Source organism: Pontimicrobium sp. IMCC45349 (assembly GCF_047219225.1).
GTDB lineage: Bacteria > Bacteroidota > Bacteroidia > Flavobacteriales > Flavobacteriaceae > IMCC45349.
Genome location: NZ_CP178208.1, coordinates 771,256 through 795,035, shown reverse-complemented (window position 1 = coordinate 795,035; position 23,780 = coordinate 771,256). Strand labels below are relative to the sequence as shown.

The 23,780-nt window shown below is 30.5% G+C and carries 23 protein-coding genes and 1 tRNA gene; 21 read left to right on the top strand and 3 right to left on the bottom strand.

Annotation, left to right across the window (positions count from 1 at the left end; all coding sequences use genetic code 11):
- Nucleotides 1-45 precede the first annotated feature (45 nt).
- Both ACLII3_RS03730 and ACLII3_RS03725 read left to right on the top strand, forming a co-directional pair.
- The gene (locus ACLII3_RS03730) at nucleotides 46-1,680 is read left to right on the top strand and encodes a tetratricopeptide repeat protein (RefSeq protein ID WP_412986580.1); all 1,635 of its coding nucleotides are present in this window, start codon (nucleotides 46-48) and stop codon (nucleotides 1,678-1,680) included.
- A gap of 94 nt (nucleotides 1,681-1,774) precedes the next feature.
- Nucleotides 1,775-4,084: a T9SS type A sorting domain-containing protein gene (locus ACLII3_RS03725; protein ID WP_412986578.1), complete on the top strand. Its 2,310-nt coding sequence runs from the start codon at nucleotides 1,775-1,777 to the stop codon at nucleotides 4,082-4,084.
- Nucleotides 4,085-4,566: 482 nt separating this feature from the next.
- On the opposite strand, the gene ACLII3_RS03720 is transcribed toward ACLII3_RS03725, so the two are convergent.
- The 3 genes from ACLII3_RS03720 to ACLII3_RS03710 all read right to left on the bottom strand — a co-directional run bounded on the left by ACLII3_RS03720 (nucleotide 4,567) and on the right by ACLII3_RS03710 (nucleotide 6,802).
- Nucleotides 4,567-5,220, bottom strand: coding sequence for a hypothetical protein (locus tag ACLII3_RS03720; protein ID WP_412986576.1), 654 nt, complete (start codon nucleotides 5,218-5,220; stop codon nucleotides 4,567-4,569).
- Nucleotides 5,217-6,308 (bottom strand): hypothetical protein, encoded by a 1,092-nt coding sequence (locus ACLII3_RS03715; protein ID WP_412986574.1) that lies wholly within the window; start codon nucleotides 6,306-6,308, stop codon nucleotides 5,217-5,219. Before ACLII3_RS03715 ends, ACLII3_RS03720 begins: the two co-directional genes overlap by 4 nt.
- Nucleotides 6,309-6,720: 412 nt before the next feature.
- Nucleotides 6,721-6,802: transfer RNA gene (locus ACLII3_RS03710), tRNA-Leu, on the bottom strand.
- A gap of 144 nt (nucleotides 6,803-6,946) precedes the next feature.
- On the opposite strand from ACLII3_RS03710, the gene ACLII3_RS03705 reads away from it, so the two are divergent.
- From ACLII3_RS03705 to ACLII3_RS03615, 19 genes are all read left to right on the top strand, one after another.
- Nucleotides 6,947-7,888, top strand: a complete 942-nt coding sequence (locus ACLII3_RS03705) for a ribose-phosphate pyrophosphokinase (RefSeq protein ID WP_412986572.1) — start codon at nucleotides 6,947-6,949, stop codon at nucleotides 7,886-7,888.
- Nucleotides 7,889-7,914: 26 nt separating this feature from the next.
- On the top strand, nucleotides 7,915-8,520 hold the full coding sequence (locus tag ACLII3_RS03700) for a 50S ribosomal protein L25/general stress protein Ctc (protein WP_412986570.1): 606 nt from the start codon (nucleotides 7,915-7,917) through the stop codon (nucleotides 8,518-8,520).
- A 143-nt stretch (nucleotides 8,521-8,663) separates the two neighbouring features.
- Nucleotides 8,664-9,230 carry an aminoacyl-tRNA hydrolase gene (gene pth / locus ACLII3_RS03695; protein ID WP_412986569.1) on the top strand — a complete coding sequence of 189 codons (567 nt, stop codon included), beginning with the start codon at nucleotides 8,664-8,666 and terminating at the stop codon, nucleotides 9,228-9,230.
- A 214-nt stretch (nucleotides 9,231-9,444) separates the two neighbouring features.
- Nucleotides 9,445-11,418 (top strand): M43 family zinc metalloprotease, encoded by a 1,974-nt coding sequence (locus ACLII3_RS03690; protein WP_412986568.1) that lies wholly within the window; start codon nucleotides 9,445-9,447, stop codon nucleotides 11,416-11,418.
- A gap of 82 nt (nucleotides 11,419-11,500) precedes the next feature.
- Nucleotides 11,501-12,433 carry a bifunctional riboflavin kinase/FAD synthetase gene (locus tag ACLII3_RS03685; protein WP_412986567.1) on the top strand — a complete coding sequence of 311 codons (933 nt, stop codon included), beginning with the start codon at nucleotides 11,501-11,503 and terminating at the stop codon, nucleotides 12,431-12,433.
- On the top strand, nucleotides 12,426-13,742 hold the full coding sequence (locus tag ACLII3_RS03680; protein ID WP_412986565.1) for an HTTM domain-containing protein: 1,317 nt from the start codon (nucleotides 12,426-12,428) through the stop codon (nucleotides 13,740-13,742). The genes ACLII3_RS03685 and ACLII3_RS03680 overlap by 8 nt, the downstream gene beginning before the upstream one ends.
- Nucleotides 13,743-13,786: 44 nt before the next feature.
- The gene (gene serS, locus ACLII3_RS03675; protein ID WP_412986564.1) at nucleotides 13,787-15,058 is read left to right on the top strand and encodes a serine--tRNA ligase; all 1,272 of its coding nucleotides are present in this window, start codon (nucleotides 13,787-13,789) and stop codon (nucleotides 15,056-15,058) included.
- A 393-nt stretch (nucleotides 15,059-15,451) separates the two neighbouring features.
- Nucleotides 15,452-17,233, top strand: coding sequence for a tetratricopeptide repeat protein (locus ACLII3_RS03670; RefSeq protein ID WP_412986563.1), 1,782 nt, complete (start codon nucleotides 15,452-15,454; stop codon nucleotides 17,231-17,233).
- A gap of 8 nt (nucleotides 17,234-17,241) precedes the next feature.
- The gene (locus ACLII3_RS03665; RefSeq protein ID WP_412986562.1) at nucleotides 17,242-17,511 is read left to right on the top strand and encodes a hypothetical protein; all 270 of its coding nucleotides are present in this window, start codon (nucleotides 17,242-17,244) and stop codon (nucleotides 17,509-17,511) included.
- A 3-nt stretch (nucleotides 17,512-17,514) separates the two neighbouring features.
- Nucleotides 17,515-18,024, top strand: coding sequence for a GNAT family N-acetyltransferase (locus ACLII3_RS03660; RefSeq protein ID WP_412986560.1), 510 nt, complete (start codon nucleotides 17,515-17,517; stop codon nucleotides 18,022-18,024).
- 38 nt (nucleotides 18,025-18,062) lie between these two features.
- A complete protein-coding gene (locus tag ACLII3_RS03655; protein WP_412986559.1) occupies nucleotides 18,063-18,392 on the top strand; it encodes a DUF4286 family protein in 330 nt (109 codons plus the stop codon).
- 65 nt (nucleotides 18,393-18,457) lie between these two features.
- A complete protein-coding gene (gene rsmA, locus ACLII3_RS03650; RefSeq protein WP_412986556.1) occupies nucleotides 18,458-19,231 on the top strand; it encodes a 16S rRNA (adenine(1518)-N(6)/adenine(1519)-N(6))-dimethyltransferase RsmA in 774 nt (257 codons plus the stop codon).
- A 34-nt stretch (nucleotides 19,232-19,265) separates the two neighbouring features.
- On the top strand, nucleotides 19,266-20,636 hold the full coding sequence (mgtE, locus tag ACLII3_RS03645; RefSeq protein WP_412986554.1) for a magnesium transporter: 1,371 nt from the start codon (nucleotides 19,266-19,268) through the stop codon (nucleotides 20,634-20,636).
- A gap of 66 nt (nucleotides 20,637-20,702) precedes the next feature.
- Nucleotides 20,703-21,068 (top strand): cupin domain-containing protein, encoded by a 366-nt coding sequence (locus ACLII3_RS03640; protein ID WP_412986553.1) that lies wholly within the window; start codon nucleotides 20,703-20,705, stop codon nucleotides 21,066-21,068.
- Between the two features lie 3 nt (nucleotides 21,069-21,071).
- Nucleotides 21,072-22,010 (top strand): 2-hydroxyacid dehydrogenase, encoded by a 939-nt coding sequence (locus tag ACLII3_RS03635; RefSeq protein WP_412986552.1) that lies wholly within the window; start codon nucleotides 21,072-21,074, stop codon nucleotides 22,008-22,010.
- Nucleotides 22,011-22,034: 24 nt separating this feature from the next.
- Complete coding sequence (locus ACLII3_RS03630) at nucleotides 22,035-22,499, top strand: DUF1801 domain-containing protein (protein ID WP_412986551.1); 465 nt, start codon at nucleotides 22,035-22,037, stop codon at nucleotides 22,497-22,499.
- Nucleotides 22,500-22,541: 42 nt separating this feature from the next.
- Nucleotides 22,542-22,928, top strand: coding sequence for a VOC family protein (locus ACLII3_RS03625; RefSeq protein ID WP_412986550.1), 387 nt, complete (start codon nucleotides 22,542-22,544; stop codon nucleotides 22,926-22,928).
- A gap of 29 nt (nucleotides 22,929-22,957) precedes the next feature.
- Nucleotides 22,958-23,443, top strand: coding sequence for an NINE protein (locus ACLII3_RS03620; RefSeq protein WP_412986549.1), 486 nt, complete (start codon nucleotides 22,958-22,960; stop codon nucleotides 23,441-23,443).
- Nucleotides 23,444-23,455: 12 nt separating this feature from the next.
- Complete coding sequence (locus ACLII3_RS03615) at nucleotides 23,456-23,743, top strand: hypothetical protein (protein WP_412986547.1); 288 nt, start codon at nucleotides 23,456-23,458, stop codon at nucleotides 23,741-23,743.
- Nucleotides 23,744-23,780 lie beyond the last annotated feature (37 nt).

Sequence of the window (23,780 nt, the reverse complement as noted above, 5' to 3'; positions counted from 1 at the left end):
TTTTTATTTAAAAAAAGGTTATATTTATTCTAACGATAAGTTTTTATGAAAAACCATGTTGTAATATTATTACTGCTTATTCAAGTAAATTTATTTGCTCAAGATCTTGGAAAAATAAAGGTAGAACAAGGTGTTGAAGCTATGTTAAAAAATGATTATGAAAAATCATTAGGGCTTTTATTAGAGGCAAAATCTATTGCAACCCAAAATGACAATTATGAAAATCTTTTTTTAGCAATAAATAATATTGGAGCTAATTATTACTCAATGCTTGATTATGGCGAAGCGTTATCAAATTACTTAGAAGCATATCAAATAGCCATAGATTATCTAGAGCCTAAACATGAAATGAGTGTTCTAAATAATATAGCAATATTGTATTCTAAAGAAGAGAATTTTGATAAGGCAATTGAGTATTTTCAAAAGGCGTATGATATTGCTAGCAAAAATAAAGAGCTTCCAAAAAAAGGTCTTTATGCAATTAATTTAGGAGCAGCACATAATGAAATTAATAAAACGAGTATTGCAAGAAAGTTTATAGATGAGTCAATTAGTATTTTTAAAGATGATTCTAAAATGCTATTAGATGCAAAACTCATTTTGTCAAATAATTTAATGCTTTCTGGAGAAAATGATGCTGCAATTAACTTGTCATTAGAGCTTGAAGCCCTTTTAATAGGAAAAGAATATATTGAACATAGAATTTCCAATTATTTAATAATTTCTAATGCTTATCAACAAAAAGGAAATATTGAAAGAGCAGTGTTTTATGCCAAAAGAGCACTAAATGAAGATAAAAATATAGAAGATAAAATAAGTGTTTACGAACAGTTAGCAGAGCTTTATATTACACAAGGAAAATTGGAAGAAGCCCTTTCGGTAAAGGATAGTTTGTTTAATGCAGAAAAAGAACTTAATGCTATTAAGAATGGAAGGTTGTTTGAGAGTAAAAAAGTTAAGTTTGAAGTAGAAAATTACCAAAGAGAATTAAAGTATCAACAGGAAGAAATAAAAAATCAAGAGAAACAATTCTTAATTCTACTTATAGGTTCCATAATTATTTTGATAGTTTTTATTTGGGCTTTAAGAAATAGTTATGTTAAAAGTAAACAAAAAAAGAAATTACACGAAAAAGCACAAGAGTTAATTAGCCTTGAATTAGAAAAGGAAAAAACAACAAAGCTACTTTTAGAAAAACAACTAAAAGAAAAAGAGGCTATTTCATTGTTTCAGCAGGAAAAATTGAAAAATGAAATAGAATCTAAAAACAGAAAGTTATCTGCTAAAGCTTTATATCTGTCAAATAAAAATACGTTAATAGCAAGCATCATATCTGATCTAGAAAAGATATATCATGTTAGGAGAGATCCAGAATTGAAAAATCATATTTTAAGTTTAAAAGATTTACTTAAAACTGATGATGAATGGGATTCTTTTGTAAAACATTTTGAAGAAGTAAATCATGGTTTTATTGATAAATTAAAGCATGAGTTTCCAATATTAAATACAAATGATATTAGGTTTTTGTCATATGTATATATGAACTTATCCATTAAAGAAATATCTCAAATTTTTAACATAACACATGAAGCTTGTCGAAAAAGGAAAGAACGCGTATCAAAAAAGCTGAAACTTAAGGCCAGTTCAGACTTACATGACTTTCTATATGTGTTCAATTAGTGTTAATTTTTGTGAATGTCACACTTTTTCTAGGTAATATTTAAGCTCCATTTTCATTAATATATAATTTTGATTCAAATTAAAATATATAGTAATGAAAAAGTTAATTGGTTTAATTGCAGCTTTAATAGTTTGCATAAACATTTCGGCTCAAGTTACTCTTGAAGGCGATGACAATTTTGGGAGGTTAGAAGACTTAACGTATCATCCTAATATTCAAAATAGAGTATTTGCAGTTACTTTAAATTCACATGTTGTTGTTTCAAATGATAATGGTGTTACTTGGGATTTCTTTTTTTCCTTTCCAGATGAAGGCGCAAGAATTCAACAATTAGATTTAATGGGCTCTACTGGGTTATCATTTTTTGTAACTCAAAGCACACCATCTAATAATACACTGTATATAATAGATATCGATACGGCTGAAGTCATTAAAGAATTTCCAGCTCCTGTAACTGCTGTTGCTGATACTGAATGGATTAAAGATTATGATATTTATGAATTTAATCCAAATGTTGCAATTCTTAATGAAGCATACAAAATAGGTCAAGATACTAATTACATAGTTTATTATACTGTTAATGGTGGGGCAACATGGACCGCTGTTTATATTGGTGATAATACTAATAATAATAAAGTATCGGTAAATGATGTAGCAATACACCCAAATAATTCAAATAATATTTTTATTTCTAGAGGTGCTGGACCTACTAATGTCGACGGTGGATTATTAGTGTCACTTGATACTGGAATTAACTTTACTGAAGTATTATCAGGAGTAGAATTAAATGCTTTTAAATTTGATCCTAATAATTCTGATATTATATATTTAGGTACAGGTTGGTCTGGGAATTCTAATGTTTATAAGTCTATTGATAGTGGAAATACTTGGAGTCCTATGTCTATTGCTTGGGATAATTCAGGACCTATAAATCAAGTTAATTATATTGAAATTAATCCTAATAATTCAGATGAAATTATTGTGCTAGGTGGTGATGAAGTTGCAATTTCTAATGATGGGGGATTAAGTTGGGATAACTACGTGTATGATATAGATAACGACTTGTATATCTATGGAATGAAGGCTTCTTATAACCCATTTGATGCTAATGAAGTTTTGTTAGGAGTTGATAGATATCCTCTAAGATCAAATAATGGTGGTGTAAGTTTTTCTAAGATGGATAATCCATTCTTTTTTTCAGAATTTGTAGATTATAACCCAACTGGAGATGGACATTTGTATTATGGAGCTTTAAGTGGTATTGTACATAATGATATAGCTTCTGGAACACATACAATAAATCAAGAAATTCCATTAGGAACTTTTACTATTACACCAAAAAATTACTATCCAGATAGATATGTGGCTGGGAGATCTTATTTTAGACTTGGTCAAGGGATTATGGCAAATGTATTGGTTTTAGATAATCATGGAGCAAGCATAACAGGATTGTTAATTAGTAATATTACAACTCAAATAGTAGGTGTTGAAACTGATCCGAATAATACAAACGAAGTTTGGATGTCTTTTCATGATGGAACTACCAAATTATTTGATACATCGCAAAATAGCTCGTACGTAGATATAACATTGCCAATAGTTAATTTACCACCTCCTGAACCACAAATATTACACTTTACAACATTTATTAATCCTACAGACTCTAATCATGTATTGATTGGACAAGGTGGAAGGGTTTATGAAAGTTTAGATAAAGGTAGTACATGGACTGTAAAAAGTAATGGTATTGATATGTATTTAGATGTTGCTTTAGATATTGTTTATGATATCGAGCAAAACCCTAATAACGCTAGCGAATTAATAGCGACAACAAGTCAGGGTATATTTAAAACAATAGATTTTGGAAACAATTGGTATCGAGTTTACGAAGGAACTTATTTAAGAAAAGTTGCTTATTCTACTTCTGACGCTAATGTGCTTGTTGCATCTGTCTATTCATCAAACACGACTCAAGCTCATATAGTTTATTCAATAGATAATGGTGAAAACTGGGAATCAATTGCTTCAGAAATATTAGCTTATGTTGGTTCAGCAAGTATGGATTATCAATTTGAATCTGGCTATATGCATACTTATATTGCTACTTACGATTCTGGAGTCGTTAAATACTCTTTAGATATAAGTTCATTGTCTAATCCAGGTTTTATCATAGATAATAATTTTAGTTTTTATCCCAACCCAACAAATGATAGTGTTAATTTTAAAATAAGTAATTCAACTTTATTTAATACAGTAACTATTTTTGATATAAATGGAAAGCGAGTTTTTGAAACTGAATTTGTTAACCAGATTAACCTGTCTTCGTTGCAAGCTGGAATTTATCTAATGAGATTAAAGGATAACGAAGGAAATTTTTATGTAAAAAAAGTAATCAAAAAATAATATGATGATAGGATTTGTTCTAGTAATATTAATTGTATTCAATGCTTTTTTGTTAAAGTATAGTTGCAATAAAAAATAGGGCACCTACCTTAATTATAATAGCTAACTAACTAAAAAAAAGCCTTAATTGAAATTTCAATTGAGGCTTTTGTACTCAAGGTGGGAATCGAACCCACACTTCCGAAGAAACTGGATTTTGAATTTGTAAGTATATTTCTACAAGCGCATAACTAATTGCATGTTAAGAAGTTATGACTGTAAGGCTTGTTGTTTTATGGCGTTTTTTATGGAGGTTTATTGTAATTTTTGCCTTAATTATTACATTGAAATATAGTCGCCCAAATTAGTTTTTTATTGAGGGTTTTTGTTGTAAAACCTAATAATTTATAGGTTTTAGGTTAGTTGAAATTACTCTCAAGATGTTAGTGAATAATGTTAATATTATATTATATGTTGTAACTAACTAAATTAAACTAGGGGCGCTAGATTGAAATATCGATAAACACTCTTTTTAGAACACCGTTCTTTTCAATGTGATGAACTTTTACATTGACTTTGCGCTTTGATTTATAGAATAACTTAGAATGAATTAACTTGACATAGCCTAAAAACAAATCCTCCTTAAAAAGTTTAACAGCGTATCTGTCAAATTCATTAGTTTTATCAAATTTATAATTTAATTCATCTCCTATTGATATCATATCTGAAGGAACTTTGGTTTTAGTTAAACCTGCTATTTCAGAGATGAAATTCAGTCCTTTATTTGGATTAAAATCAGCTAAAAACTCAAAATTATCTATAGGAAGAAGACCTTGGGTTTGAATAAGCATATAGAAAGGGTCAAACCGTTTGTTTAAATCTACTTTCCAAAAATCATAATAGCTTGATAAATCATTTCTTTCAGACTTAACTAACCTTTGAGATAAAATATCTAAAACATTTTCTTTATATTCTTTATTAGTTTCTGGGAAACCAGTAAACGGAAGAAAACCTTCTTTTGCGGCTTCTATTAGGTTTTTTTGTAAATATTTGAATCTAAGTCCTTCTGTAGCGTTATTTTTAATAACGCCAACTGGAATCCTTCTTGAACCTTGACCTTTGCGCCAAACAACATATATGTTTCCAGTTTTACTCATATCAATTCAAATAATTTTTCTACACGTAAAGTTACCAATTTATACATTAATAATTTACGGTTAATTGGTAAACTAAACTTTTTTAAAGTAGAAGGCAAATTTACATCTATGTTATCAATTAATAGCTTTAAATTTTCTTTATTATAATTTGATTCGATTTTTTCAAGAACTTTTTTAAATATTTCTGGGTATTCTCGTGAAATTTCTTTGAGGAAATCAAAATGCTTTGGCTTTTTGCCAATATTCCATCTCACTTCTGAACGACCTCTTTTTATAAAAGCGTTGAGCATTTGAGAATCTTTTAGCATAAGGTTTATTTTTTCATCTTCCAATTCGCGTCCTAAACAACAACCACTATCATATATTGGCGAAAAAACGGTTTCTACGATTTGACTCTGTGTTTTTAAAAGTATTTTATTTGGTCCTATATTTGTCTGTTCTTGTAAGACTTTTCTTTTTAATGCACTTTTAGTAATAAATTTTCTGATTTTAGGTTCAATTCTTGCGAAAAACCCCCTAGTATTTGTAATTTCTTTATCTATTTCTTGAATTGTCTCTCTGAACTTAGAAATGAAACCCCAATTTTCTTGATGTCTATCTGAGTTTCCAATGATAGCATCAAATATTAGCATTTCTATGAAATGAGGTGTAAATTCAGAAAGTTCAAAATAGGTTAGAGCATTTTTAATAAATTCAAGAGTATATCTTGTTTCATCTTTTCTTGGATTATAGCTAGAATCAAATCCCCTTAAGAAGTCAACTCCTTCAGATAATTTGTTTTCGGTATGTTCAACCATTGATTTTGATAAACAACCTATTTGTTGCTCATCATTTTCATCAAAACCAATGTCATAATCAAGTAAATTAAATCCAAGCATTTGACCTACTTTAGAAGCAACAATTTCGCTCCAAAATTCTGTGGGGTATTTGAATTTTCCATTTTTTAATTTTTTAGAACCTTTAAAAAAGTACTCTTTTTGATCCTCAGGAAAAACATATATGTTCTTTGCTCTAGTTCCACCAGTACTTGAGTAAGGAATTTTATGCCATTTCGTTATGTCAATAAATACTGGAGTTAAATTTTCCATTGAACTATTAATATATTTTTATGGCTAAAATATATTTTAATATTAAAATAGCCTAGGTTAGATAGAATATATAAGCTTTAAGAATATTTTTCCAACTCATTAGATAAAGTGTTTCTAAATCTAGAATCTTTCGAAGATTTTAGTTTAAATTTTTAAGTAAGAAAAATCCAATAAAATTTAGCATTTGATTTTACAAGTATAGTTTGAAGGTGGGGTGTCTTAAAAAGATAAGCAGTCCAGTGTGTTTTATTTAATGTTTTGTAATTAGCTATAGGTCAGTTGTTAACGTTTTTGAGAAGTAATTTTGAAGTTGTGTTTTATGGCGTTTTTCATGGCGTTTTACTGGATTTTGAAAAATAAGGAATAAAAAAAGCTTTACATTTTAGGTGTAAAGCTTTGATTTGCAAGTAAGTACTCAAGGTGGGAATCGAACCCACACTTCCGAAGAAACTGGATTTTGAATCCAGCGCGTCTACCAATTCCGCCACTTGAGCAAAAATGAGCAGCAAAATTATAAAATAATTTACTTATACCTATTAAAATTAGTGCTTTTATCCTTTAAGAGTTCAAATAAATTTATAAATTTGCACCTCGTTTTAAGAAACAGATTATAAATCACTATAAAACAAGATAATACAATGTCTAACGCAGTACTAGAACCTAAAATTTTTGCATGTACACAAAGTAAAGTACTTGGTGAAAAAATTGCAGCCGCTTTTGGTGCAGAAATGGGGAATGTAATAACATCTACTTATAGTGATGGTGAATTTCAACCATCTTTTGAGGAATCTGTTCGTGGAACGAGAATTTTTATCATTGGATCTACAAATCCTAGTTCAGAAAATTTAATGGAAATGTTACTTATGTTGGATGCGGCAAAACGTGCATCAGCAAGACATATTACAGCTGTAATCCCTTATTTTGGATGGGCAAGACAAGATAGAAAAGATAAACCTAGAGTTCCTATTGCAGCGAAATTAGTAGCGAAAATGTTGGAAACAGCAGGAGCTACTCGTATCATAACTATGGATTTGCATGCTGATCAAATTCAAGGATTTTTTGAAAAACCAGTTGACCATTTATTTGCATCAACAATATTTTTACCATACTTAAAGAGTTTAGGATTAGATAATTTAACTATAGCATCTCCAGATATGGGAGGTTCTAAAAGAGCTTATGCTTATTCTAAAGCTTTAGAGAGCGATGTTGTTATTTGTTATAAGCAGCGAGCAAAAGCTAATGTTATTTCCCATATGGAGTTAATTGGAGATGTGACTGGAAAAAATGTTGTGTTAGTTGATGATATGGTAGATACAGCAGGAACACTTACTAAAGCAGCAGATTTAATGATGGAACGTGGAGCACTTAGTGTAAGAGCTATTTGTACACATCCTATTTTGTCTGGAAGTGCTTACGAAAGATTAGAAAATTCTAAACTAGAAGAATTAATAGTAACAGACTCTATTCCTTTATCACAAGAAAGTGATAAAATTAGAGTGCTAAGTTGTGCTAATTTATTTGCCGATGTAATGCAAAATGTACATCACAATAAGTCAATTAGCTCAAAGTTTATAATGTAAATAATTATTCAACATAAATTTTAAAAATGAAATCAATTACAATTAATGGATCGAAAAGAGAAAGCGTAGGCAAAAAAGCAACAAAGGCCTTACGTAATGCTGGACAGGTTCCTTGCGTATTATACGGAGGAGATAAGCCAGTACATTTCTCAGCAAACGAATTGGCATTCTCAAAACTTGTATACACGCCTAATGCGCATACAGTTGTGATTGCCTTAGAAGGAGGAGAGTCTTATAATGCAGTATTACAAGATATTCAATTTCACCCTGTAACAGATAAAATCTTACATATAGATTTCTATCAGTTATTTGAAGATAAAGAAATAGCAATGGATATTCCAGTATCAATAGTTGGAAATTCTGTTGGTGTAAGAGCAGGTGGTTCTTTACGTAAAAACAGACGTAAGTTAAGAGTTAAAGCTTTACCAACAAACTTACCAGATTTTATTGAAGCTGATATTACAAGCTTAAAAATTGGAGGTAAACTTTATATTACTGAATTAGCTAATGATGATTACAAATTCATGCACCCAGATAACACAGTAGTATGTCAAGTGAAGCGTTCTAGAGCATCTATGAGTGCTGCTAACATTGAAGAAGATGATGATGCAGAAGAAGCAACAGAAGAATAAGTAGTTTATACTTAATATATAGAAAGCATTCTGATTTTTCAGGATGCTTTTTTATTTTTACACAGTTATCTTATTATATGTGTAATTTTTTTAATTGGATTTTTAAAAGAAAACATCATAATCAAAATTATGATGAAATTAATATGAAAAAGTTTTTAATAGTAGGTTTAGGTAATATAGGTGAAAAATATGCTGATACGAGGCATAATATTGGGTTTAAAATATTAGACCATTTTGCTAAAAAAGAAGAAGTTTCATTTGTTACGGATAAACTAGGCGATAAAGCAGAATATAAACTAAAAGGAAGAACTTTTATTTTTTTAAAACCTAGTACATATATGAACTTAAGTGGTAAGTCTATAAAATACTGGTTAGAAAAAGAGAAAGTACCACTAGAGAATTTATTAGTTGTTACTGATGATTTGAATTTACCTTTTGGAAGTATTAGGTTAAAAACAAAAGGGAGTGATGGAGGACATAATGGGTTAAAGGATACTCAAGATAAATTGAATACTACAAAATACAATAGGTTTAGATTTGGTATTAGCGATACCTTTAGTAAAGGTAGGCAGGTAGATTATGTTTTAGGTAAGTGGAATGATGAGGAACTTGAAAAACTTCCGGAGCGATTAGATAAAAGCGTGGAACTTATTAAATCTTTTGTATTAGCAGGAGTAAATAATACTATGAATAGTTTTAATGGAAAATAAATGTTAAGGATTGAAGTTGTTTTTCGACATAATTATAGTAATCTCAAATTTTATGAGTAATAATTGATTTTAATTGAAATTTAAAGAGGTAAAAATGAATAATTAGTATTTGTTTTACTTAAGCTTTTAAGACTTTTAATTTGTCATTTTTGAATATTAATTACTATTTTTAACGAATATTTAATAAACTCATAAAGGAAAACAAAATTATATTATGAAAAACTTTACTCAAAAATTCCTTTTTTTGTTTGTATTAGTGTCATTTACAGCACTTAATGCGCAAACTAAAGGTACTTTAATTGACAATGCTCAGACTACTCCTGACGGTCATGTTCGTTGTGCAACAGATGAATATAATGCTGCACTTTTAGAAAATAGCCCAAGGATGATGGGTAGTGATTATTATGAAAATTGGATTGCACCAAAAGTAGCAGCAGTCAAAGCGCAACGTGCTGCTAATCCAGACGGAAGTGTACTATATACAATTCCTGTAGTAGTGCATGTTATTCACAATGGAGAGCCAATTGGAACAGGAGCAAATATTTCTGACGCTCAAGTTATTTCTCAAATTACAGTAATGAATGAGGATTTTAGAAGAATGGCTGGAACAAACGGATTTAATACTGATCCAGATGGAGCAGATGTTGAAATTGAATTTTGTTTAGCGCAAAGAACTCCTGATGGATGTGTAACTAATGGTATTGATAGAATAGATATGTCTGCGGTTAGTACATCTTGGTCTGGACCAGGAGGAAATACAGATACAGTATTGAAGCCAGCTACTTATTGGGATGCTTCTCAATATATGAACATGTGGTCTGTTAATTTTTCTGATGGTAGTTTATTAGGGTACGCACAATTTCCAGGTGGACCAGCTGAATCTGATGGAGTAGTTTCTAATTATACTTTTTTTGGAAGTAATGATGCTGCAGGTGTTACATTACCTGCTCCGTTTAATTTAGGTAGAACAATGACTCACGAAGTTGGGCATTATTTAGGTTTATATCATACATTCCAAGGTGGATGTGCTAGTGATGATTTTTGTGCAGATACACCTCCAATTGCTGGTCCAAATTATGGATGTCCTACAGGTACAGATTCTTGCCCTGGTGGAGATATTGATATGGTTGAAAACTATATGGATTATTCAGATGATGCTTGTATGAATGTATTTACTAACGATCAAAAAGCTAGAATTTTAGCTACAATGGGAAGTGCTGCAAACAGACCATCTACAGCAACATCAAACGCATGTACGCCTTTAGCTGATGTTAGTGATGATGGAAGTATTGAAATTGAAGAACTTGCAACTATCCCTTGTAGTCCAGATATTGATGCTACAGTTAGAATAACTAACTGGGGAACAGTGGCGTTAATGTCAGCAACAATTACTTACGATGTTGATGGCGGTGCGTCAACAGATTATATGTGGAGTGGTAACTTAGCTTATGGAGAGTTTACAACAGTAACTTTACCAACATTCTCAGCTTCAGGTGGAAGCCACACTTTAAACGTGTCTATTAATAATCCAAATGGGAATCCTGATGCAAGAAGTTGTAATGATACAGCTAATGAAAGCTTTAATGGATCTGATTCTTTTGCTACAACTACTCAAGTGCATTTAGCATTAACTTTAGACCAGTATGGGTCTGAAACAACATGGGAATTTAGAGATTCTTCTAATGCATTATTATATAGTGGTGGTCCTTATACTGATGGTACTGAGGGAACAGTAATTAATGATTCATTTAATGTAGTACCTGATGAGTGTTATGCTTTTATTATTAATGATGGATATGGAGATGGAATATGTTGTGATTGGGGTAATGGATCTTATGAATTAAGAGCTGATGATAATACTTTAATAGCTTCAGGTGGACAGTTCTCTGATACAGAAACTCAAAATGTATCTACATTTGCTTTAGGAATTAATGATTATTTTGCTAATAGCGGAATAGGAGTATATCCTAACCCAGCAACTAATGTATTAAATATTAAATTAGCTAATACAGGAGATCTTCCAGATTCTTACCAAGTATATAATATGATTGGTCAATTAGTTACTCAAAATGAAATTTCAGCTATTTCTGATTTAACTATTGATACATCTGCTTATAGCAATGGAATGTACTTTGTTAAAATAACTAAAGACAATAATTCTGTTTCTTTACCATTTGTTAAGAAATAAGATTTATAATTATAAATATTTTAAAGAGGATTGAGTAATCAATCCTCTTTTTTTTATATTCGTTTCAATCATAAAAATAGTTGTGTTGAAAATAAAAAATGCATCAGATTATAATATTCTTTCTGATTCAATTGTTACAATTGGTACATTTGATGGTGTGCATCATGGACATCAAAAAATAATAAGTCGTCTAACAAAAATTGCAAAAAAAGATGGCTTAAAAGCAGTGGTACTTACTTTTTTTCCACATCCTAGAATGGTACTTCAAAAAGATGCTGGAATTAAATTAATTAATACTATAGATGAGAAAGCAAATTTATTAAGCGATTTTGGTGTTGACCATCTAGTAATAAAAGAATTTACGCAGGAGTTTTCACGTTTATCAGCATTGGAATACGTAAGAGATGTATTGGTTAAGAAATTGCATGTAAAGCATATAATTATTGGTTATGATCATCATTTTGGTAGAAATAGAACAGCAAACATTGATGATTTAAAAGAGTTTGGAGAGATTTATGATTTTAAAGTAACAGAAATTACTGCTCAAGAAGTTAATGAAGTAGCTGTAAGTTCTACAAAAATTAGAAAAGCACTTATAGCTGGAGATATAAAGGCCGCTAATCAATTTTTAGGATATAATTTCATGCTTAATGGCAATGTAGTAAAAGGAAAGGGCTTAGGAAAGCAAATTAATTTCCCAACAGCTAACTTAAATATAGAAGAAGATTATAAGTTAATACCTAAAGATGGTGTATATGTTGTAAAGGCTAATATAGAAAATACCGAAGTTTTTGGAATGATGAATATAGGCGTGAATCCTACGGTAGATTCTAGTAATACTCAATCTATTGAGATTCATTTTTTTGATTTTAATAATAATATTTATGATAAGAATATTAAAGTTGAAATATTACAACGTTTAAGGGATGAGCGAAAATTTGCGTCTATTAAAGAGTTAAAAGACCAACTTCAAAAAGACAAACAGTTAGCTATAGAATATATAAACAATGCTTAATCGTATTTTATTTAAACAAATTGATAATAGTGCTTTAATTGTATTTAGAGTCTTTTTTGGGCTCTTAATTATCTTTGAGTCATTTGGCGCTATTTTAACTGGTTGGGTAAAACGCGTTTTAGTCGAACCTGAGTTTACTTTTTCTTTTATTTCTTTTGATTGGCTTCAACCTTTACCAGGAATTGGAATGTACATATACTTTGCAATTATGGGTGTTTTTGGTTTTGGTATTATGTTAGGTTATAAGTATAGGTTTAGTATTATTGGCTTTACTGTAATGTGGACTTTTGTGTATTTAATGCAAAAATCGTCATATAATAACCATTATTATTTGTTAGTTTTTTTGTCATTGTTTATGGCAATAATGCCTGCTAATAGATATTATTCAATTGATGCTAAACAAAATCCTTCAATTGTTAAATATAGTATGCCACAGTGGTGTTCTTTATTGTTTATAGTACAAATGGGTATTGTTTATACTTATGCTTCGGTAGCTAAATGGTATCCTGATTGGATTGATACTACTGCTATTGAATTGTTTATGAAAGGGAAGAAGGACTATGTGTTAATAGGGGATTTTTTACAAACCAAATGGTTACACTATGTATTAGCTTATTCAGGTATTCTATTTGATTTATTAGTGGTACCATTATTACTATATAAACCAACAAGAAAGCTTGCTTTTGTTGCATCAGTCTTTTTTCATTTGTTTAATTCTATAGTGTTTCAAATAGGAATTTTTCCATACATGTCTTTAGCATTATGTATGTTCTTTTTTGAGCCAAAAACCATCAGAAATATTTTTCTAAAACAAAAGCCTTTATATAATAAGCAAGATGTTATAATACCTAATACAAGTAAGCTAGGTATAACAGTATTTGTAATTTATTTTACTATTCATATCCTATTACCATTAAGACATTGGGTAATAAAGGATGATGTGTTGTGGACAGAAGAAGGACATCGTCTTTCTTGGCGAATGATGTTAAGAGTTAAAAGTGGATATGCTAATTATAAAGTGGTTAATAAAGAGACAGGTCAAACAATTCCTGTTAAACTGTCCGACTTTTTAACTCGTAAACAAATTAATATAGCATCTACTAAGCCAGATGTAATTTGGCAATTTTCACAGTATTTAAAAAGTAAATTTAAAGAAGAAGGGCAAGATGTTGAAGTGTATGTAGATTGTTTTATTAAAGTAAACGGAAGACCATTTCAACAACTTATAAATCCAGAAATAGACCTAGCATCTGTAAAATGGGATGCTTTTAAGCATAGTGATTGGATTTTACCTTCAAAACAAGATTAGTTTTCTTAGTAATTGTTTAAATTTGTCGCTTAAATTTTTAAGCAATGTTACAAGTACCTTTTATTAGAGACAATCAAGAATTAGTTATCGAACGTTTAACAAAACGTAATATAGATGCTAAAGAAATGATTGCAGAAGTAATTTCTATAGATGAACAACGTAGAAGCCTACAAACAAAGTTTGATAATGCTTCAGCAGAGATGAATGCGTTGTCCAAAGAAATAGGGATGCTTTATAAATCTGGTGAAGCACAAAAGGCAAATATTCTTAAAGAAAAAACAGCTACTTTAAAGGAAGATAAAAACACGTTTTCTGAAAGTTTAAATGCTACTACAGAAAAGTTACAGGAGTTATTATATAAAATACCTAATGTACCTCATGATTCTGTTCCAAATGGAAATACGGATGAAGATAATGAAGAGGTTTTTAGAGAAGGTGATATTCCTAAGTTATCTGAAAATGCTTTACCACACTGGGAGTTAGCAAAGAAGTACGATATTATAGATTTTGAGCTAGGTAATAAAATTACTGGAGCAGGATTCCCTGTATATAAAGGCAAAGGAGCTAGATTACAACGCGCTTTAATAAATTATTTTTTAGACAAAAATACTGCTGCTGGATATCATGAAATGCAAGTGCCTCATTTGGTAAATGAAGCATCAGGTTTTGGAACAGGACAGTTACCAGATAAAGAAGGGCAAATGTATCATGTAACTGGAGATAATTTATATTTAATTCCTACGGCTGAAGTACCAGCAACTAATATTTTTAGAGGTGAATTATTATCAGAAAATGACTTACCTAAGGCAATTACAGGATACACACCATGTTTTCGTAGAGAAGCAGGAAGTTATGGAGCTCATGTTAGAGGATTAAATAGATTACATCAATTTGATAAGGTAGAGATATTAAGAGTAGAACACCCAACACGTTCTTACGAAGCTTTAGATGGAATGGTAGAACATGTTAAAACCATTTTGCAAGAACTTAAATTACCATATAGAATTTTAAGATTATGTGGAGGTGATTTAGGATTTACAGCAGCATTAACTTTTGATTTTGAAGTTTTTTCTACAGCTCAAGATAGATGGTTAGAAATTTCTTCTGTATCAAATTTTGAAACATTCCAAGCTAATCGTTTAAAACTACGCTTTAAAAATAGTGAAGGTAAAAGCGAATTAGCACATACATTAAACGGAAGTTCTTTAGCATTACCTAGAGTTTTAGCTGGAATATTAGAAAACTACCAAACTGATGAAGGTATTGTAATACCAGAAGTATTAGTACCATATACAGGTTTTTCTATTATTGATTAGTTAGAAGGTTAAACAAAATCAGTACTTTTATCGTTAAAATGCTAAAAAAACACGCTGTTTGACGAATATTTCGCTATTTTCTTTGTGATTTCAAAAAAAATGGTGAATTTAGAACTACCAATGTTTAACCTACTAATATGAAAAATGTAAAACGCATATTACTATTAGCTGCTTTGGTAGTATTAATAGTAAAAGTAGTATTATAGAAAGCCCAGATTGAAAAATCTCTTAAGATAAATTAGACCAACAGGATAATTGAATCATTTCGAAAAATATGATTAATAGCACATTTATTTTGGCTGGCCAATGCCTGAACTTTGTTCAGGCATTTTTTTATAATAACATTCACAATAACTCCAAAAGACATTTATTATATTTACAAAAACCCAATCAATGAAAAGGTTACTAATTATCATATTATGTTTTTGTTGTTTTAATCTATCTGCACAAGAGGAAGATGACCTTGCTAAAGATTATTTTAAGAGAGGCGAGTTCGAAAAAGCTTTGGTAACCTATCAAAAACTGTATGAAAATAATAAGGGCAGTTCTAAGTATTTATTAAGAATTATAGAAATCTATCAACAATTAGAACAGTTTCCTGAAGCCGAAGCCTTAATTCAAAATCAAATTAAGAAAAGTAAAAATCCTCAATATCTTGTAGAGTTGGGTTATAACTACCAATTACAGAATAATCAAGAACAAGCCGATTATTATTATAACCAAGCTAAGCTTAAAATAGAAGAAAACCCTGTATATGGATTTTATGTAGCTAGACGCTTTGAGGAACGTTCATTATTAGATAATGCAGTTTATGTCTATGAAAAATCTATGGAACTTAGGCCTAAGTCTAATTATCACTTTCAGTTAGCCAAAATTTATGGCGAGCAACAAAAAACTGAAAAAATGTTTAATAGCTATGTGAGTTTTATTAATACTAATAAGGCATATATAAATCAAGCAAAAAGAGCATTTAGTGATTATATAACTGATGATGCTGAAAACGAAAACAACATTGTTTTACGTAAAGTATTACTCAAAAAAATACAAACTGAACCTAATACATTATGGAACCAATTATTGAGTTGGTTGTTTATTCAACAACGACAATATAATAAGGCTTTCGCTCAAGAAAAGGCTATTTATAAAAGAGAGCAAGAATCCTTACAAGGTATTATTGATTTAGGTCTTATGGCTAAAGATGAAAATGATGTAGAAACAGCTACATCAATATTTAATTATCTTATAGAAACAGCCTTTGATACCTCAATTATTTTAGAATCTCATAGACAGTTATTGGAAATTGCTCAAGACACAAATAATCAAAAGGAGTTTGATAATATAAAGGCACAATATGAAAGTTTGTTGAGGGATTATGGTATACATGCAGATACAGTCGAGTTGCAATTATCGTATGCGCACTTTTTGGCGTTTTATTTAAATAAACCAAACGATGCTATTACTTTTTTAAAGCAAGCATTAAACAGTAGCTTACCAAGAGTATCTCAAGGTAAGTTAAAACTTAAACTAGGTGATGTATTGGTAATGCAAGAAAAATTTAACGAAGCACTTATTTATTACTCTCAAATACAAACTAGTTTAAAGAATAGTAAAATATCTCAACAAGCACGTTTTAGAGTAGCCAAAACAAGTTATTATAAAGGTGATTTTAAATGGGCAGAATCACAGTTAAAAATACTAAAAGCATCTACTTCTCAGCTTATTGCTAATGATGCATTAGATTTAAAATTATTGATATCAGATAATAAATTAGACGATTCTACACACACAGCATTAAAACTGTATTCTAAAGCAGATTTATACATATTTCAGAATAAGAAAAAAGAAGCATTAACACTTTTAGATCAAATTATTGCTAATCATAAAACAGAATCTATAATGGATCAAGCATTATTGCTACAAGCTAAGATTTATGAAGAGGAAAAGGATTTTGAAAAAGCTGAGGCTAATTATTTAAGCATTATTGCTAATTATAGAGATGATATTTTAGCAGATGATGCGTTATATGCTTTAGCAGAATTATATGTAAATGTATTTGAGCAACCAGAGAAAGCCAAACCATTATATGAGCAAATAATCTTTAATCATGCAGATAGTATATACTTTGTAGAAGCTCGTAAAAAGTTTAGGCAACTTCGTGGAGACGATATTAACTAGAAAAATTAATGAATGGTAGTTTAGGACATTTTAAGGCAACTGTTTTAAGGCGCAAACAAAGAAAGGAAAAGCAAAAGAAGAGGTTTAATAATAAGACTTTAGATCATTGTTTTGATAATGCTGATGAGTTTAACTTCAAAAAGCTTTCGAGTGTTGAGCTAAAAAAGAAGAAAGAGGAAATTAGGCTTTCGGCTAAAAATCATAAGAAAAAAGAGATAATAGCCTATATATTAGTAATGATTATTACTATTGTTATTGCTGTAATAATATTAAAATAATATATGTTACCTACCAGAACTTCAAGACTACAAATATCAAAGTTTACATTAGCAGATGCTCCTTTCTTTTTAGAACTCACAAATTCACCAAACTGGATTAAATACATAGGAGATAGAAATCTTAAAACAGTTAAAGATGCTGAAGATTATTTAAAACAAGGTACCTTAAAAAGTTATGACGAATTTGGTTTCGGGTTTTATAAATTATCACTTAAAGACTCAAACATTCCTGTTGGAACCTGTGGCTTAATAAAACGAGACACATTAGATGATGTAGATTTAGGTTTTGCCATGTTACCTCAGTTTGAAGGAAAAGGATTTGGATACGAATCTTCTGTGAAAATATTAGAGCTAGCAAAATCTAGTTTTCAAATTAATAGAGTTGCAGCTATTACCTTACCGATAAATAAAAATTCAATCAAACTCATTGAAAAATTAGGGTTTAAACTACAAAAAAAGGTAAAACCCTTTGATGATGGAGAAGAACTTCTGTTATTTGCAAAAGTATTGTAGTACACACTATATTTAAGTTTAAACCTAAGTACTAAGTAATGAGTAAAATAATATACAACGTAACAGTTAATGTTGATGAGTCTATTCATGAAGAATGGTTAGATTGGATTAAAAAGCATATTCCAGAAGTGTTAGCAACAGGTAAATTTGAAGGAGCCACTTTTAGTAAAATATTGGTAGATGAAGAAATGGAAGGACACACTTACTCTATTCAATACAAGTCTTACTCTAGAGCAGCATTAGAGGCTTATTATAAAGACGATGCAGAACGCTTAAGAACTGAAGGTTTGAAAAAGTTTGCCGATAAAATGTTAGCCTTTAGAACCGAATTAGAGGTAATAGATCAATATGCGGTAAATTTCACTTAATTAAAAGAACATTTCGGTAAGAGTATGTATATTTAAATATATAACAACACATTAATTATTAGTGTATGACAGTTAAAGCTAAAAAACATCTAGGACAACATTTTTTGCGAGACGAAAATATTGCAAAAAAAATAGCTGATACATTAACCTTAAACGGTTATAAAAATGTGTTAGAAATTGGTCCTGGAATGGGAGTGCTTACCAAGTATCTTTTAGAAAAAGATATTGCAACGTATGTTATAGAAATAGATTCGGAGTCGGTAGAATACCTGCAAGCAAACTACTTAAATCTTGCGCCTCGAATTATCGAAAAAGATTTTCTTAAATACGATTTAAATGAAGTATTTAAAGAAGAACCTTTAGCTGTTATAGGAAATTTTCCATACAATATATCCTCACAAATAGTTTTTAAAACTATAAAAATGCGTCATCAAATTCCTGAGTTTTCAGGTATGTTTCAAAAAGAAGTAGCACAACGCATTTGTGAAAAGGAAGGAAGTAAAACTTACGGAATATTGTCAGTATTAACGCAAGCATTTTACGATGCTGAGTATTTGTTTACAGTACCTCCAGGAGTTTTTAATCCGCCTCCAAAAGTAGATTCTGGAGTACTTAGACTAATAAGAAAAGAGAATTTTGATTTACCATGTGATGAAAAATTATTCTTTAAAGTAGTAAAGCAAGCATTTCAGCAACGCAGAAAAACATTGCGTAATAGTTTAAAAACATTTAATCTTTCTGATAATTTAAAAGCAAATGTTATATTTGGCAAACGTCCAGAACAATTAAGTGTTGAGGCTTTTATTGAACTTACCAAATTAATTCAGGACGACGTTTAAAATTAACTAACCTTATAATTGGCATTTTGTTTACATGGAAGAAAACAAAGAACATATTGCCTTTGAGATAAGCGATGAGCTTATAGAAAGAGTAGAGCATCTTGTAGATTCAAGAAATGATGTTGAAGCTAAAGCATTTTTTGATGAGTTACACTATGCCGATATTTCTGAAATTTTAGACGTACTTAGTTTAGATCAAGCAACCTACGTTATTAAACTACTTGACAGTGAAAAAACATCTGATATCCTTTCGGAGTTAGATGAAGATGTGAGTAGTAAAATCCTTAACAATCTTTCTGCTAAAGAAATTGCCGAAGAGCTAGAAGAGTTAGATACAGATGATGCAGTAGATTTAATTGATGAGTTACCTGAAGAACGTAAGGAAACTGTAATTGCAGAGATTGAAGACGAAACCTTTGCTGCAGATATTCAGGAGTTAATGACTTATGAAGAAGATACTGCTGGTGGATTAATGGCAAAGGAGCTGGTAAAAGTATATGAAACTTGGACAGTAGCAGGATGTCTTCGTAAAATTAGAGCACAAGCTAAAAATGTAAAGCGTGTACATTCCATTTATGTAGTAACCAAAGAAGAAAAGCTTATAGGTAGACTATCATTAAAGGATTTACTTATTGCTAAAAACGAAAGTAAAATTGCCGACATCTATATTCCAAAAGTAGATTCGGTACATGTTAATGATGATGACGAGGAAGTAGCAAGAATCATGGCAAAATATGATTTGGAAGCAGTGCCTGTTGTAGATGATGAAAAGCGACTTTTAGGACGTATTACAATTGATGATATTGTAGACGTAATTAAAGAAGAAGCCGAAAAGGATTACCAATTAGCAGCAGGTATTACACAAGATGTTGATGCCGAAGATAGTATTTGGGCTTTAACAAAAGCGCGCTTGCCTTGGCTGTTTTTAGGACTAGTTGGAGGTGTTGGCGCTTTCTTGATTATGGAAGATTTCAAAGATATCTTTAGTAAATATGCAGTGCTATTTTTCTTTACACCTCTTATTGCAGCTATGGCTGGAAATGTTGGAGTACAATCAAGTGCAATTATAGTACAAGGTTTAGCAAACGATGATATTAAGGGTAGTATTAATAATCGATTAATTAAGGAAATGCTTTTGGCAACTTTAAACGGGATTATTCTAGCCTTATTTTTATTCTTGTTTGTTTGGGGTTATTATGGCGAAGTTAATAGAGCATTAGCTATTTCAGTATCTCTTATTGTGGTTATTATTGTCGCAGGTTTAATAGGTACATTTATTCCATTGTTTTTAAATAAACGAGGTATAGATCCAGCAATTGCAACTGGACCTTTTATTACAACTAGTAACGATATTTTCGGAATTCTTATTTACTTCTGGATAGCTAAATTAATTCTAGGTATTTAATACTTAGATGTCATATCGAACATATGTGAGATTTCTCATGTATTACATTAAAATTAAACTCACTTTATGAAATCAATAAATATTAAGGATAAATTCTCTAAGTTCTCTAAAAATTGGCATCCACATCAAATTGCAATAGTAGATGATATGCAAGTGCTTCTGGCTAAAATTAAAGGTGAGTTTACATGGCATGCTCATGAGGATGAAGACGAGTTGTTTCAAGTAGTAAAAGGCACTTTGTATATGCAATTTAGAGATCGTACTGAAATAGTAAAAGAAGGCGAAATAATTGTTGTACCTAAAGGTGTTGAGCACAATCCAATGACTAAAGATAACGAAGAAGTTCACGTCTTACTATTCGAAAAGCTATCGACTGCCCATACAGGAAACGTAGTGCATGAAAAAACACAAACACATTATCCTAAAATTTAGTAAATGAAAGTCCTACACTTAGATACCAATCATCCATTATTATTAAGTCAATTAAACGACTTAGGTTTTACTAATCATGAAGATTATACGTCTTCAAAACAAGACATTGAAGCTAAGATTCACGAGTATGATGGTTTTATTATTCGTAGTCGTTTTAAAATTGATAAACAATTTTTGGACAAGGCTACCAACCTAAAATTTATTGGACGTGTAGGTGCTGGTTTAGAAAATATAGATTGTGAGTATGCCGAATCTAAAGGTGTTAAACTCATTTCTGCACCAGAAGGTAACCGAAATGCAGTAGGAGAGCATGCTTTAGGAATGTTATTATCTTTATTTAATAAACTCAATACAGCAGATAGTGAGGTACGTAATGGTCGATGGCAACGTGAAGCCAATAGAGGTGTTGAGTTAGATGGGAAAACTGTTGGGTTAATAGGTTATGGTAATATGGGAAATGCGTTTGCAAAAAAACTTAGAGGTTTTGATGTAGAAGTTTTGTGTTACGATATAAAAGATAACTTAGGGAATGCTAATGCTACTCAAGTGTCGTTAAGCGAACTCCAAGAAAGAGCAGATGTATTGAGTTTGCATACACCAGAAACCCCATTAACTATTAATATGATTGATGACGATTTTATTAATAGTTTTAAAAAGCCTTTTTGGTTAATAAATACAGCAAGAGGCAAAAGCGTTGTGACTAAGGATTTAGTAAAAGCATTAAAATCTGGTAAAATTTTAGGAGCAGGATTAGATGTACTAGAATACGAAAAATCTTCGTTTGAAGATATGTTTAGCGACAATCAACTACCAGAAGCATTCCAATATTTAATTAAAGCACCAAATGTGTTGTTAACGCCTCATGTTGCTGGTTGGACAATAGAGAGTAAAATTAAGCTAGCACAAACTATTGTTGATAAGATAAAAGCAATTTTTTTGTAAATTACATGTTCTAAAACATGTAAAATGCAGTATAAAGCAGATTCACCAGAAGATTATATATCTCAAATTCCAGAAGATAGAAAAGAACCACTTCAAAAGCTAAGGCAACAAATTTTAGATAACCTTCCTAAAGATGTAGAAGAGGCTATGAGTTATGGCATGATAGGTTATGTAATTCCGCATAGTAAATACCCAGATGGTTACCATTGTACGCCAGAGTTACCATTGCCATTTATGAATTTGGCTTCGCAAAAAAACTTTATTGCAGTTTATAGTATGGTACTATATGCAAAAAAAGATTTGATGGAATGGTTTATAACCGAGTATGCCAAACGTTGTAAGTATAAGTTAGATATGGGGAAAAGTTGTGTGCGTTTTAAACGTATGAATGATATTCCTTTTGATTTAATAGGCGAACTAACAGCTAAAGTTAGCGCAGATGAATGGATACAACTTTATGAAGACCTTTATAAGAGTAAAAAGAAGTAACTGTAACAAAATTGAATAACAATACACATATATATTACTGAGATGAAAAAACGAGTTACAGGATTAGGAGGCTTTTTCTTCAAAACTGAAAATCCAGATAAAGTAAAAGAATGGTATGGTAAACACCTAGGATTACCTGTAGATGCCTACGGTTGTACTTTCTGGTGGAAAGATAAAGAAGGAAATGATTGTTCTACACAATGGTCACCTTTTAAAAACGATACGACGTACTTTAAGCCTAGCGAAAAACAATTTATGATGAATTTTCGCGTCGAAAACTTACATGAATTACTAGCAACATTAAAAGAAGAAGGTGTTACTGTAGTAGGTGAAGTTGAAGAGTACGATTACGGCAAATTTGGATGGATTTTAGATCCAGAAGGAAATAAAATAGAACTATGGGAGCCTGTAGATAGTGCTTTTCAGTAAAAATTATGTACAACTAAAATTTATATAAGATGTCAGACGATAATAAAGATTTAAGAGACGATTTAGAAGATATGTTAGGCGACGCTAAAGAAGGTGTTCGTAAAGCAGCAGAGAAAGCTGAAGAATTTGGTAAAGAAGCCAAAGAAAAAGCGAGTGAGTTTGCTAAGGAAGCAAAGGAGAAGGCTAGTGAATTTGCTGGAGATGCTAAAGAAAGTGCTAAGGAGTTTACCGATAGCGCCAAAGAAGCTTTTGATAGCGCATCAGGAGATAACAAAAAAGTATTAGCTGGTATTTTAGGGATTTTATTAGGTTGGATAGGAATACATAAATTTATCCTTGGATATAATAAAGAAGGAGTAATACTATTAGTTTTAGGACTTCTTGGGTTTTTTACTTGTGGAATTACCTCTGCAATTTCAGGATTAATAGGTTTAGTTGAAGGTATTATTTATTTAACTAAAACCGATGCCGATTTCTATAATACATATCAAGCTGGAAAGAAATCTTGGTTTTAGGATGTTAAATTTATGGGTTTAGGAGCAGGACACATTTTAGATATGATAAATCGCTCTAATCAAAATAGAGCACAAAGACCATCACAAAGAAGAAAGTTTAAGGATAATCCTAACCCAAAACATTTTTCAAGTGCAAGTAAACTTAAACCACAATTTAAAACCGTTCCAATTGAAGAATTAAATGAAATTAAACAACAAATAAGAGATAAGGCTAAGTCTGAACAGAAAGCTCGATTGATAAAACAACTTATTGTTTTTTTGATTCTCATTACAGCAATAATGATATTCTTTTTGTGGTAAGTAAAAGTTAAAAAAGTCAGAAATATAAATTCTGGCT